Source organism: Bifidobacterium sp. ESL0820, assembly GCF_052606235.1.
Genome location: NZ_CP199594.1, coordinates 1,092,841 through 1,105,348 on the forward strand (window position 1 = coordinate 1,092,841; position 12,508 = coordinate 1,105,348).

A 12,508-nucleotide genomic window follows, 5' to 3' on the forward strand; every position below is an offset into this window, starting at 1 on the left:
TAACTGCTCTGAAGTTTGCCTTTTAGCGGGATGCCCGTCGTGCGGGCATCCCTGTGACTGGTGGCTCAGCGATACTCCGGCTCGGGAGCTGACTGGTCGGCCTTGGCGGCGGCGTCCGGGCGGGCGCCGATGTTGAAGCCCAGATCGTCGGAGGCGGCGTTGGGGTCGTCGTCCTCGTCCTTCATCTCGATCACGTTGCCTTCGGCGTTGAGCACCTCCACGTTCAGGGAGAGCGACTGCATCTCCTTGAGCAGCACCTTGAAGGATTCGGGAATGCCGGCCGCCGGCAGGTTCTCCCCGCGCACGATGGCTCCATAGGCCCGCACACGGCCGTCCACGTCGTCGGACTTGGTGGTCATCATCTCGTGCAGGGTGTAGGCGGCACCGTAGGCCTCCAGGGCCCAGACCTCCATCTCGCCGAAGCGCTGGCCGCCGAACTGGGCCTTGCCGCCCAAGGGCTGCTGGGTGATCATGGAGTAGGGGCCGGTGGACCGGGCGTGGATCTTGTCGTCGACCAGGTGGTGGAGCTTGAGCATGTACATGTAGCCCACGGAGATCGGCTTGGTGAAGGGTTCGCCGGTGCGGCCGTCGTAGAGCACGGCCTTGCCGTCGTCGCCCACCAGGCGCTCGCCGTCACGGTTGGGCAGGGTGGTCTTGAGCAGGCCGTTCAGGGCATCCTGCCGTACGCCGTCGAAGACCGGTGTGGCCACGGCTGTGCCGGGCTCGGCCTTCTCCGCACCTGCCGGAATGTGCTTCTTCCACTCGGCCTCCAAGTTGGGATCCAGGCTGATGTCCCAGCCGGAGTGGGCGATCCACCCCAGGTGGAGCTCCAGGACCTGGCCCAGGTTCATACGCGAGGGCACGCCCAGGGGGTTGAGCATGATGTCGATGGGGGTGCCATCAGCCATGAAGGGCATATCCTCCTCGGGCAGGATCCTCGAGATGACGCCCTTGTTGCCGTGGCGGCCGGAGAGCTTGTCGCCCTGGGTGATCTTGCGGTGCTGGGCGATGTAGACCCTGATCATCCGGTTGACGCCGTTGGGCAGCTCGTCGCCGTCCTCCTCGGCATCCTCGCGGGTGACCTCCTTGACCTCGATGACCGTGCCGGTCTCGCCGTGGGGCACCCTGAGGCTGGTGTCGCGCACCTCGCGGCTCTTCTCGCCGAAGATGGCCCGCAGGAGCCGCTCCTCGGGGGTCAGCTCGGTCTCGCCCTTGGGGGTGACCTTGCCGACCAGGATGTCTCCGGCCTCGACCTCGGCACCGATGCGGATGATGCCGCGCTCGTCCAGGTTGGCCACTGCGTCCTCGCCCACGTTGGGCAGGTCGCGGGTGATCTCCTCGGCGCCCAGCTTGGTCTCGCGGGCGTCGGTCTCATACTCCTCGATATGGATGGAGCTCAGGGTGTCGTCCTGTACCAGACGCTGGGAGATGATGACGGCGTCCTCGTAGTTGTAGCCGTTCCAGGGCATGAAGGCCACCAGGAGGTTCTTGCCCAGGGCCATCTCGCCCTTCTGGGTGGCGGGGCCATCGGCCAGGACCGTGCCGGCCTCGACCCGCTCCCCATCCTTGATCAGCGGGACCTGGTTGTAGCAGGTGGTCTGGTTGGACCGCTGGAACTTGGCCAGCTTGTAGGAGGACTGGGTGCCGTCGTCATTCATGACGCGGATCATGTCGGCGGAGACGTAGGTGACCACGCCCGGCTTCTCGGCCAGGATGACGTCACCGGAATCGATGGCGGACCGCCACTCGGAGCCGGTGCCCACCAGGGGACGCTCGGACTTGACCAGGGGGACGGCCTGACGCTGCATGTTGGTGCCCATCAGCGCTCGGTGGCCCTCGTCGTGCTCCAGGAAGGGGATCAGGGAGGCGCCCACCGAAACCATCTGCCGGGGGGAGACATCCATCAGATCCACCTGGGAGACGGGCACATCCTTGGCCTCGGCCTCGGCGTCACGCACCAGGGCCTCGTCCTCGACGAAGTGTCCGGTCTCGTCGATCTCCTGGTTGGCCTGGGCGATGGTGTGCTCGGACTCCTGGTCGGCGGTCATGTAGACCACGTCGTCGGTCACCTGGCCATCGATGACCTTGCGGTAGGGGGTCTCGATGAAGCCGAAGGGGTTGACCCGGGCGAAGGTGGCCAGGGAGCCGATCAGACCGATGTTGGGGCCTTCAGGGGACTCGATGGGGCACATGCGTCCGTAGTGGGAGGGGTGCACATCGCGCACCTCCATGGAGGCGCGGTCGCGGGACAGGCCGCCGGGGCCCAGGGCCGAAAGACGACGCTTGTTGGTCACGCCGGCCAGCGGGTTGTTCTGATCCATGAACTGGCTCAGCTGGGAGGTTCCGAAGAACTCCTTGATGGTGGCGTTGACCGGGCGGATGTTGATCAGGGACTGCGGGGTGATGGCCTCCGCGTCCTGGGTGGTCATCCTCTCGCGGACCACGCGCTCCATACGGCTCAGGCCGGTGCGCAGCTGGTTCTGGATCAGCTCGCCCACCTGGCGGATGCGGCGGTTGCCGAAGTGGTCGATGTCGTCCACGTCCACCCGCAGCTCGATGTCCTGGCCGTCGCGGCGGCCGGGGAAGGTCTGCCCGCCGGCATGCAGGGTCACCAGGTACTTCAGTGTGGCGATGATGTCCTCGGGGTGGAGGCTGCGGTCGTTGAAGTCGGTCTCGAGGCCGAGCTTGCGGTTGATCTTGTAGCGGCCGACCCGGGCCAGGTCGTAGCGCTTGGTGTTGAAGTAGAAGGAGTCCAGCAGGTTGCGGCCGGCCTCGGGCGAGGCGGTGTCCGCGGGCCGGATCTTGCGATAGAGGTCGGTCAGGGCCTCGTCCTGGGTCTCGATGGTCTCCTTCTCCAGGGCGTCCAGCACCAGCGGGTAGCCCTTGAAGGCCTTGCGGATCTGCGGCTTGGTCATGCCGATGGCCATGAGGAAGACGATGGCGGACTGCTTGCGCTTGCGGTCCACGCGCACGCCCAGCACATCGCGCTTGTCGATCTCGAACTCCAGCCAGGCGCCCCGGCTGGGGATGATCTTGGCTCCGAAGATCTCCTTGTCGGAGTTGCGGTCCTGGGTGCGGTCGAAGTAGACGCCAGGAGAGCGGACCAGCTGGGAGACGATGACGCGCTCCGAGCCGCCGATGATGAAGGTGCCGTGGGGGGTCTGCAGCGGGAAGTCGCCCATGAAGACGGTCTGCGACTTGATCTCGCCGGTGTCCCCGTTCTCGAACTCGGCATTCACATACAGAGGAGCCGAGTAGGTGTAGTCCTTCTCCTTGCACTCCTGGACCGTGTGCCTGGGCTCCTCGAAGTAAGGATCCGAGAAGGTCAGGCTCATGGTCTGAGCGAAGTTCTCGATGGGTGAGATCTCTTGGAAGACCTCATCCAGGCCGGAGACGGGGGCCACGGTATGGGTCCCGTTGACCTGGTCCTCCTCGACCCGCTTCTTCCAGCGGTCGTTGCCGACCAGCCAGTCGAAGCTGTCGGTCTGCACACCCAGGAGGTAGGGCACCTCGATGGGTTCGCGGATGGATCCGAAGTTGACACGGTCGGTGGCCTTGTGCAGTTTGATGTCGTGTTCGTCAGCGCGTGCCTGCGTAGTGGTGGTACTTCTTACAGCTTTATTGGCAGCCAAAATGGACGTTCCTTATCGCTCGCCGTACTCGATCATTCCTGTTACCCCAGGGAGATGCCGAATGGCCGCCATATGCCTATTCGCGGGCATCTCCTCGATGATGCATGCCCGCTATATGACACACCTCATGCAAAGACAAAACTATAGCAGACAAGAACCATGGACGCAATCGGCGTGTCGTATTTGGAAAGCTGCTATTGGACCATGACCGGCACAGGCTGGGAAGCCACCCGGGGATTGGCCTTGAGGACCAGCTTGGCCTGGTAGGAGCCGACATTGACTCGAGGCAGCTGATCGTCGGGCAGGCAGCTGTCCTGGCTGCTGTCGGCATTCCAGGTGATGGTCTGCACGTCCTTGTCACCGGTGGCCATGAGCAGGGTGCGCGCCCCAACCGGACAGGCGTCGGAACGCCAGATGGTCTCCTGGCCGCTGGTGATGATCAGCACCCGGCCGCCGTCGGAGCCGTCCACCAGACAGGAGCCCGTTCCCTTGTGACGAATGGTCGCCGTAAAGTCGATGGATCCGCCGACCCCAGTGCTGGGATCGGGCGCGGCCAGCTCCAAGGCCAAGTCCTCCTTGCCGCAGTCAGGAGCTCCTGAGGAACGCTTCTTGCCGGAGTCCTTCTTCTGATCCTTCTTCTGCTTGTCCTTGTCCTTGGATTTGGTCTTTGGAGTCTGCTCCTGGGCGCTGGTCGAGGCTCCCTGGGCCCCGCTGCCTCCACGCAGTGCTCTGATGCCGGCCCCCACGCCCCAGACCAGACCTGCGCAGACCAGCAGGAAGAGCACCGCCAGCAGGGCAGCCGCAATCCTCCGGCGACGGTACATCCGCCGCTTCTTCTCGCTCATGCGTCGCTTGGCCATACTTCTCCACTCTAATCGTCAGGGCGGCCTTCACTGCGGCAGACTCAGGCTGCCGTCCTGTCCGATCTCCAGAAGGCCGTCCTCGTCCAGGGAGGCGATGCACCGATCAAGTCGGATTTCGTCGTCGCACAAGGGTTTCAGATCCTTCCTGAAGACGGGCGCGCCCGAAGCCTGCCGCAGTGCCTGGAGGATGGATCCGCGAATCTGCCGGTCGGTGCCTGCGAAGCGCTGCCGGGGCCTGGTCCTGCCTGAACCCAGACCGGGCAGCCCAGCCTTGAGGAAACGGCAGTGGCCGGCTAGAGGGCAGATGTCGCAGGCCGGCTTGCGGGCCACACAGACCGTGGCGCCCAGCTCCATGACGGCCTGGTTCCATCGGGCCGAGGGCGGCTCCCGCCAGGCTGCCGACTGGATCTGCGGGTCAGCCGTTTCCAAGCGGTCGTCACCGTTCACGCGATGATCAGAAGCTTCTGGATCTTCGTCCTCAGGCAGGACCTGCCAGGCCAGCTGGCGCTCTTCTCGGCTGGCAGCGCCCCCTTTGGATTCACGCCCAAGAAAGACCCTGGAGAGCACCCTGCGGATATTGGTATCAATGACGACGATCCTCTCGCCGTAGGCAAAGCTCATGACAGCGCTGGCCGTATAGTCGCCGATGCCGGGCAGGGCCACCAGCTGGTCGTAATCCCGGGGCAGACGGTCTGCATACTGGCCGGCCACCTGCCGCGCGCACTCCTGCAGGCGCAGGGCTCGGCGCGGGTAACCCAACCTGCCCCAGGCCGTAATGACCTCAGCCTTTGGGGCGGCGGCCAGTGAGGCCGCATCCGGCCAGACTCTCATCCAGGCCGTCCAGTAGGGCACCACCCGACTCATCTGGGTCTGTTGGCTCATGACCTCGGAGACCAGGACCCCCCAGGGCGTGGTTCGCCCGAAGCGCCAGGGCAGATCGCGGGCATATCGGCTCCACCAGTCGAACAGCCGCAGACGGATGGGCTCCGTCTCCGCCAAGGTCGTCTCCGCACGCTCCATGGGTCACACCGCCCTTCACCATCCGATTCCGCCTCATTCAACCGCCGTATTCTGCCCGACGGTGCCGACCGTCACTGCCTGGCCTGTCGTTTGGCGACGGTAGGTTGGCCTCATGAGCAGGCAGGAGCAGGAGCGGTCCGGTGACCCGTCGAAAGCCGTCGAAAGCATGTACGAGTATGGATACCGCAAATCGAACTATGGTCCCGACGAGCTGGTCACCGACGCCCACGGCAACCCCATATCGGTAGTGGACGCCATGATGAAGGCCGATCAGGCCAGCCGGGTGAAGACCTCCACGCCCCACCTGTGCTACTACTCGCCGCGGATCCCCGGCAACACCGGCTCGGCCATCCGCCTGTGCGCCGTGACCGGGACCATCCTGCATCTGATAGAGCCCTTGGGCTTCAACCTCAAGGACACCAAGCTGCGCCGGGCCGGCCTGGACTACCATGACATGGCCCACGTGGTCCTGCACCCGGACTTCGACGACCTGGTCCGCTCCATGCCCGACAGCCGGATCATCGCTTTCACCGCCCACGCCGACAAGCTCTACACCGAGGTCAGCTACCGGCCGGACGACATCCTCCTGTTCGGCCCCGAACCGGGCGACATCCCCGACCCCATGGACATCATGGCCGGCCCTCATGTAGCCGAGCAGGTCAGGCTGCCCATGCGGCCCAGCCTGCGCAGCCTGAACCTGACCAACTGCGCCTCCATCGCCATCTACGAGGCCTGGCGGCAGCTGGGATTCCAAGGCGGCCGCTGAACCCCGCGAGCGCACTCAGTTCTTGAAGCTGTGAATGGGCGCCGGAATGTGTCCGCCTCGATTGACAAAGTCGGCGCAGGAACGGGTATTGACGGGCACGACCGGCCCGCCGCCCATGAGCCCGCCGAACTCGGCCCACTCGCCCACCTGCTTGCCGATGACAGGAATGACCCTGACTGCGGTGGTCTTCTGATTGATCATGCCGATAGCCGCCTCGTCGGCGATCAGACCGGAGATGGACTCCGCAGAAGTGTCCCCTGGGATGGGGATCATGTCCAGCCCCACCGAACAGACGCAGGTCATGGCCTCAAGCTTCTCCAGGGTCAGGCTCCCCTCTTGCGCAGCCTGGATCATGGCGGCGTCCTCGGACACGGGGATGAAGGCCCCGGACAGCCCGCCCACCGAGCTGGAAGCCATGATGCCGCCCTTCTTGACCTGATCGTTGAGGATGGCCAGGGCCGCAGTGGTCCCGGGGGCGCCCACCTGCTCCAGGCCCATGGTCTGCAGGACCTCCCCCACTGAGTCTCCGACAGCCGGGGTGGGCGCCAGGGACAGGTCGATGATGCCGAAGGGCACCTCCAGGCGACGGCTGGCCTCCTGGGCCACCAGCTGACCCACCCGGGTGATCTTGAAGGCCGTCCGCTTGATGGTCTCGCAGAGCTGCCCGAAGTCCGCTCCCTTGGCCGATTCCAAGGCGGTCTTGACCACGCCGGGTCCGGAGACCCCCACGTTGATGACGGCCGACCCCTGGCTTACCCCATGGAAACCACCGGCCATGAAGGGGTTGTCGTCCGGAGCATTGCAGAAGACCACCAGCTTGGTGCAGCCAGAGCTGTCCGAGTCGGCGGTGCTCTCAGCAGTGGCCTTGACGACCCGTCCCATGAGGGCGACGGCATCCATATCGATGCCCGTTCTGGTGGAGCCCACGTTGACGCTGGCGCAGACGCGTTCAGTCTGGCTCAGCGCCCTGGGCAGGGACTTGATCAGCAGCCGCTCAGCCGGGGTCATGCCCTTGCCTACCAGGGCCGAGTAGCCGCCGATCAGGTTGACCCCGACCTCCTGGGCCGAGCGGTCCAGGGCCTTGGCCACGGCCACATAGTCCTCCACGCTGTGGCAGGCTCCGGCGGCCACTAGGGAGATGGGGGTGACGGTGATGCGCTTGTTGACGATGGGAATGCCGTACTCACGGGCGATGGCATCGCCTGTGGACACCAGGTCGCCTGCCAGGGAGACGATCTTGCGATGAATGTTCCGGCAGAGCATGTCCACATCCTGGCTGGCGCAGTCCAGCAGGCTGATGCCCATGGTGATGGTGCGCACGTCCAGGCGCTCCCGGTCGATCATGTCGTTGGTCTCGAGGACCTCGTCGCGTGTGATCATGGCCGCCTCCTCAGACCCGATGCATCCTGGTGAAGATCTCCTCGCGCTGACAGCGGATGGAGACCCCGATCTCTTCTCCCAAGGATTCCATCCGATGGCTGAGCGCGTCGAAATCATCCCGGCAGGAGGTGCAGTCCACGATCATCATCATGGTGAAGAAGCCGTCCAATATGGTCTGCGAAATGTCCAGCACATTGACACCCTGCTGGGAGAGGTCTGTGCAGACCCTGCCGATGATGCCGATGGCATCCTTGCCCACCACTGTGATGATCGCCTTGTCCATGGCCGTCCTCCTCATCCACCTCGCCCTTGACCGGCCCCTCTGAAAACCGGGACCCCGCTCCCCCAGCTTAGAGGAGCGCCGGGAGAAGCGGGGTCGCAAAGGTCTGCAGTCCGATTCAGGCTTCGCGCACGGCCGCCGATGAGGGCAGGGCGATCAGGGCTCTGGGAGCCTTGAATCCCCTGGAGGCGAATCGTTCGGCGACGTCGCGGGCAAGATCGGAGCCCTTGCCGGCATCAGCCAGGGCGATGATGGATCCGCCGAACCCGCCGCCGGTCATGCGAGCCCCATAGGCCCCGCCCTGACGTGCCGCATCCACGGCCTCATCCAGCTCCGGGCAGGTGACCTCGTAGTCGTCCCTCAGGGAGTCATGGGAGGCGTTGAACAGGCGGCCGGCCAGGACGTAATCGCCCCTGCCGAAGGCCTCGATAAAGCGGTCCACCCGTCCTACCTCGCTGACCACGTGGCGTACCCGCCGACGCATGGTCTCATCGGGCAGCTGCTCCAGCAGGGCAGCCAGGGCGGATGGGGGATCAGCAGCGCCGTTGACCTGGTCTGCCGCCTGGCGCAGGTTGGCCACTCCCAGCAGATGCGCAGCCTGCTCACAGGTGGCCCGTCGCTGATCGTATTGGCCGTCGTTGAGCTGGTGCTGGGCCCTGGTGTCGACCACAAGCAGCTCTAGCCCCGCAGCCTCCAGGTCGAAGGGGACCTGGCGCACATTGCTCATGGCATCCAGTTCTGGCCGGCAGTCCAGCCGCAGGGCGCAACCGGATCGACAGCGCATGGAGGCGCTCTGATCCATGCCACCAGTGGAGGCTCCGGCCATATCGTTCTCCGACGCAATGGCAGCCTGGACCAGCCTGACCCGGCCAGCCTCGTCACCGCCCAGTCCCAGATCGAACAGGTCATCCAGGGCCAGTGCCACGGCACAGGTCATGGCCGCCGAAGAGCTCAACCCGGACCCCACGGGCACGCAGGAGGCCAGGGCCAGGTCGAACCCTCGAACCTGAGGGAAGCCGTCCCGCTGCAGGGCCCATGCCACCCCGACCGGATAAGCTGCCCAGCCTCTCACTCCCCGAGCCTGAAGACCATCCAGATCAGCCTGGACCGGATGCTCGGGATCCATGGTGGAGACCAGACGGACCCGGCTGTCCGTCCTGGGACTGACGGCCACATAGGTACGAGTAGGCAGGGCGATGGGCAGGCAGAGCCCGGCGTTGTAATCCGTGTGTTCGCCGATCAGGTTGACCCGGCCGGGGGCGCTCCAGACGCCCTGAGGATCCTCCCCATAGACCTTTTGGAAGAGCTCCCGGGCCTTGGTAGCGCCTTGGCCGTCGGCGCCCTGGGTCCAGGCCTGCATGAATTCCACTGTCGTCGTCATTGATTCTCTCCATTCTCCAGATCCAGGGGTCCCAGCTGGCGGAAACGGTCGGCGATCCGCTCGGGGGTGGTGTCCGACACCCAGGCAGCCATGCCTGACTCGGATCCGGCAAGATATTTGATTTTGTCCACGGCTCGACGGAAGGAGAAGAACTGCAGGTTGAGCCGGTAGTCCTCCCGCCGCGGATCGTGCAGCGGGGCCTGGTGCCAGGCAGCGATGTAGGGCAGATCCATCCCCCTGCCGTCGCCCTTGTCGAAGAAGGCGTTGCCCCGCTTGAGCAGGGTCGAATACATGACGGCCAGGTCCCAGCGCTCCTGGTCGTTGAGCTGATCCAGGCTCAGGATCCCGTCACGGATGGGGGCCACGTGGACCTCCAGGGGCCAGCGGGCGGCGGCAGGCACATAGGCCACCCAGGTGGCGTTGCGGAAGACCACCCGCCGTCCGGAGTCCAGCTCGGCCTTGAGGATGTCCGCCAGGAGGTTGCCGCCGGTGCGCTCCCGGTAGTCGGCGCACTGCCTCAACTCCTGCTCCAGCCGGGGGGCGATGAAGGGGTAGCAGTAGATCTGTCCGTGCGGGTGGGCCAGGGAGACGCCGATCTCCTGGCCGTGGTTCTCGAAGGGGAAGATCTGTTCGATGCCCTCCATGGCCGAGATCTCAGCAGTCCGGAAGGCCCAGGCCTCCACCACCGTCCGCAGACGGGAGACCGGCAGATCGGCGGGGAGCGCATGTTCGTCAGGGTCGAAGCAGACCACCTCGCAGCGCCCGTTGGCCTCGCGCACCGGCCAGAGGGGGTTGCCGTCCACCAGGGAGGGCTGGTTGGCCGCCTGCGTACTGGGCACCTGCATCATGGAGGGGAAGCGGTTCTCGAAGACCGCCACGTTGTAGTCCACATCGGGGATCTCCCCATCCTGGTAGGGGTCTCCCGGCTTTCTGGCGGCCAGGGGGTTGCCCTTGGCGGTGGCCTGTGGGCCGGCGGTGATGGGCCGGTTCATCCGGGCCGTGGCCATGGGGATCCAGTCACCGGTCAAAGGATCCCGGCGCATCTGCGGCGGCTGGAAGGGCACCGTCCTGCCCTCCTGATCCTGATGGGGGGCGAACCGGTCGGTCAGTGGACGGGGATCGTCCAGACGCCTGGTCCTGCGGCCGGAGACGTACTCGGGATCGTCGTCCAGGTAGAAGAACCGTCGCCCGTCGGCCAGCCTGGTGGGGGTGATGCGGATATGCCCCCTGGCGTAGTCGCCGGGAACATACCGTTGGGGGACATACTGCTCTGACTTCATGCTGCTCCTTCATCGTCCGTGATGATTGACAATCCATGGCAACCAGCTATGGCAACCCGCACACCCCTGTGTGACCTACCGCTCATTGAACCTGGTCCCCAGACCCGTCGGAGGCTCCGTCCTGAGACTGGCCTTCCTCGGGATTAACCGGCACCAGCACCAGCCGTTTGACCAGTGACCGGGTGGCTTCGGCCGACTCCTGGTCCAGCTGGTCGTCGGTGATGACAGTGTCCACCTGGTCGAAGGAGGCGAACAGGGACAGGGAGGTGCAGCTCCACTTGGTGTGGTCGGTCAGGATGATGGTCCGGTCGGCGATGTCCATGAGCGCCATATCGGTGGCCGCCTCCAGGGAGTTGGGCATCAGGAAGCCGCGGGGTATGGAGACCGAGTGGGTCCCCAGAAAGACCGTGTTGACCCGCAGGGAGGCGATGACCTTGTCCGCGATGGGGCCTACCAGGGAGTTGGACCGGGTGATGACGCCGCCGGTGACGATGACCTCGACGTCCTTGCTCTCCATGGCCTGCACCAGTTCGGCCACGGGGATGGAATTGGTCAGCAGGGTCACGCCGGCGCACTGACGGCTCTCCAGGAGGTGCTGGGCGAAGACATAGGCCGTGGTCCCGCCGCCGATGGCGATGACATCGCCCGGGGAGACATAGTCGATGGCGTGACGGGCGATGGTGTCCTTGAGGCCCATGTCCATCTGCGACTTGACCGAGAATAGCGGCTCAGCCAGAAGCGAGCTGGTGGTGACGGCCCCTCCGTGGACCCTCTTGAGCAGGCCCTTGTCTGCAAGATCGGCAATGTCCCGACGGATGGTCATGGCGGAGACGCCCAGCTCCTTGGAGAGAGCGGTGATACGGACTGCGCCACGAGTACGCAACCGGTTCAATATCAGGTGTTGGCGTTGTGACGATATCATTCGAACATTATCGCACACATTCGCCCAAATTGGCAAACCGGCCATTGGACTGCGGTCGCCGTCCAAAAGCAGGGGCGAAAAATCGACATTTCTTCGATGCCTGGACCATTCTTCCATATGCCAGAGGCCTGCCGCGGCTATTGCAGAAATCTGTCAACCAAGGCGAAATCCGTCTTCAAGACGCCAACAAGGGTCTGCAGTGTCGCTTAAGAAAGCGAACACGATGGTGATGCAATGTCAGTTTCGATGGGTCAACCGTTCAAGTCCCCACAGGGTCACCTGGACCATGGCCTCCAGAACGATCCCCGCATCCATCTTCGAACTGCCACGGACCCGCTCCACGAAGACAATAGGCACTTCTACGACGCTCAGGCCCATGGCCTGGACTCGGCGCAGCATATCCACCTGAAAGACGTAGCCGCTGGAGCGAACCCTTCCCAGATCGATCCGCCTCAGCACGTCCGCTCGATAGACCCGCAGGCCGGCGGTCATGTCCCGCACGGAGGACCCCAGGGCGGTGCGAGCATACCAGGATCCTGCACGCGAGATCAGATCCCGATACCAGGGCCAATGTTGAGTGCGGCCTCCACGCACCCGGCGCGAGCCGATGACCAGACCCGGATGCGCCTTGCCTCGGGCCACCGCCAGCATCCTGGCCAGATCCTGGGGCCGATGGGAGCCATCCATGTCCATCTCGCAGATCAGGTCATAGCCATGCCCCAAAGACCAGCGGAAACCCTGCACGTAGGCTGGACCCAACCCGCGGCGGTCATGCCGATGGATGACGTGCACGCGAGGGTTGCGCTTGGCCATGTCCTCGGCCTTGGCGCCGGTGCCGTCCGGCGAGTTGTCGTCGACGACCAGGACATCGACCTCGGGACAGCAGGCCAAGAGCTGCGGAAGGATCACCCCGATATTGTCGGCCTCCTGATAGGTGGGCATGACCACAATGGTCCCTGCTTCGCCACGAACAGCGTCCATGGC

At 64.8% G+C, this 12,508-nt stretch carries 10 protein-coding genes; 1 reads left to right on the top strand and 9 read right to left on the bottom strand.

Going from position 1 to position 12,508, the window contains the following annotated elements; genetic code table 11:
* Positions 1-65: 65 nt before the first annotated feature.
* From rpoB to ACUIAH_RS04420, 3 genes are all read right to left on the bottom strand, one after another.
* Positions 66-3,632: a DNA-directed RNA polymerase subunit beta gene (gene rpoB, locus ACUIAH_RS04410; protein ID WP_198201057.1), complete on the bottom strand. Its 3,567-nt coding sequence runs from the start codon at positions 3,630-3,632 to the stop codon at positions 66-68.
* Positions 3,633-3,826: 194 nt separating this feature from the next.
* Positions 3,827-4,492, bottom strand: a complete 666-nt coding sequence (locus tag ACUIAH_RS04415) for a hypothetical protein (protein ID WP_445340467.1) — start codon at positions 4,490-4,492, stop codon at positions 3,827-3,829.
* Positions 4,493-4,522: 30 nt separating this feature from the next.
* Positions 4,523-5,515, bottom strand: a complete 993-nt coding sequence (locus ACUIAH_RS04420; RefSeq protein WP_445340468.1) for an A/G-specific adenine glycosylase — start codon at positions 5,513-5,515, stop codon at positions 4,523-4,525.
* Positions 5,516-5,627: 112 nt separating this feature from the next.
* Here ACUIAH_RS04420 and ACUIAH_RS04425 point away from each other — a divergent pair, with 112 nt between their 5' ends.
* Positions 5,628-6,281, top strand: a complete 654-nt coding sequence (locus ACUIAH_RS04425) for a tRNA (cytidine(34)-2'-O)-methyltransferase (protein WP_445340469.1) — start codon at positions 5,628-5,630, stop codon at positions 6,279-6,281.
* Positions 6,282-6,296: 15 nt separating this feature from the next.
* Here ACUIAH_RS04425 and ACUIAH_RS04430 read toward each other — a convergent pair whose 3' ends face one another.
* The 6 genes from ACUIAH_RS04430 to ACUIAH_RS04455 form a co-directional block, all read right to left on the bottom strand.
* Complete coding sequence (locus tag ACUIAH_RS04430; RefSeq protein ID WP_445340470.1) at positions 6,297-7,661, bottom strand: PFL family protein; 1,365 nt, start codon at positions 7,659-7,661, stop codon at positions 6,297-6,299.
* Between the two features lie 10 nt (positions 7,662-7,671).
* Positions 7,672-7,944 carry an ACT domain-containing protein gene (locus tag ACUIAH_RS04435; protein ID WP_313838764.1) on the bottom strand — a complete coding sequence of 91 codons (273 nt, stop codon included), beginning with the start codon at positions 7,942-7,944 and terminating at the stop codon, positions 7,672-7,674.
* 115 nt (positions 7,945-8,059) lie between these two features.
* Complete coding sequence (gene galK / locus ACUIAH_RS04440; RefSeq protein WP_445340471.1) at positions 8,060-9,322, bottom strand: galactokinase; 1,263 nt, start codon at positions 9,320-9,322, stop codon at positions 8,060-8,062.
* A complete protein-coding gene (gene galT / locus ACUIAH_RS04445) occupies positions 9,319-10,602 on the bottom strand; it encodes a galactose-1-phosphate uridylyltransferase (RefSeq protein WP_445340472.1) in 1,284 nt (427 codons plus the stop codon). Before galT ends, galK begins: the two co-directional genes overlap by 4 nt.
* 82 nt (positions 10,603-10,684) lie before the next feature.
* Positions 10,685-11,542, bottom strand: a complete 858-nt coding sequence (locus ACUIAH_RS04450) for a DeoR/GlpR family DNA-binding transcription regulator (RefSeq protein WP_306221788.1) — start codon at positions 11,540-11,542, stop codon at positions 10,685-10,687.
* 219 nt (positions 11,543-11,761) lie between these two features.
* Positions 11,762-12,505, bottom strand: a complete 744-nt coding sequence (locus tag ACUIAH_RS04455; RefSeq protein WP_445340473.1) for a polyprenol monophosphomannose synthase — start codon at positions 12,503-12,505, stop codon at positions 11,762-11,764.
* Positions 12,506-12,508 lie beyond the last annotated feature (3 nt).

Coding starts and splice junctions, on each gene's coding strand:
- ACUIAH_RS04415 (WP_445340467.1), bottom strand. CDS start 4,492: ATGGCCAAGCGACGCATGAGCGAGAAGAAGCGGCGGATGTACCGTCGC.
- ACUIAH_RS04420 (WP_445340468.1), bottom strand. CDS start 5,515: ATGGAGCGTGCGGAGACGACCTTGGCGGAGACGGAGCCCATCCGTCTG.
- ACUIAH_RS04425 (WP_445340469.1), top strand. CDS start 5,628: ATGAGCAGGCAGGAGCAGGAGCGGTCCGGTGACCCGTCGAAAGCCGTC.
- ACUIAH_RS04430 (WP_445340470.1), bottom strand. CDS start 7,661: ATGATCACACGCGACGAGGTCCTCGAGACCAACGACATGATCGACCGG.
- ACUIAH_RS04435 (WP_313838764.1), bottom strand. CDS start 7,944: ATGGACAAGGCGATCATCACAGTGGTGGGCAAGGATGCCATCGGCATC.
- galK (WP_445340471.1), bottom strand. CDS start 9,322: ATGACGACGACAGTGGAATTCATGCAGGCCTGGACCCAGGGCGCCGAC.
- galT (WP_445340472.1), bottom strand. CDS start 10,602: ATGAAGTCAGAGCAGTATGTCCCCCAACGGTATGTTCCCGGCGACTAC.
- ACUIAH_RS04455 (WP_445340473.1), bottom strand. CDS start 12,505: ATGGACGCTGTTCGTGGCGAAGCAGGGACCATTGTGGTCATGCCCACC.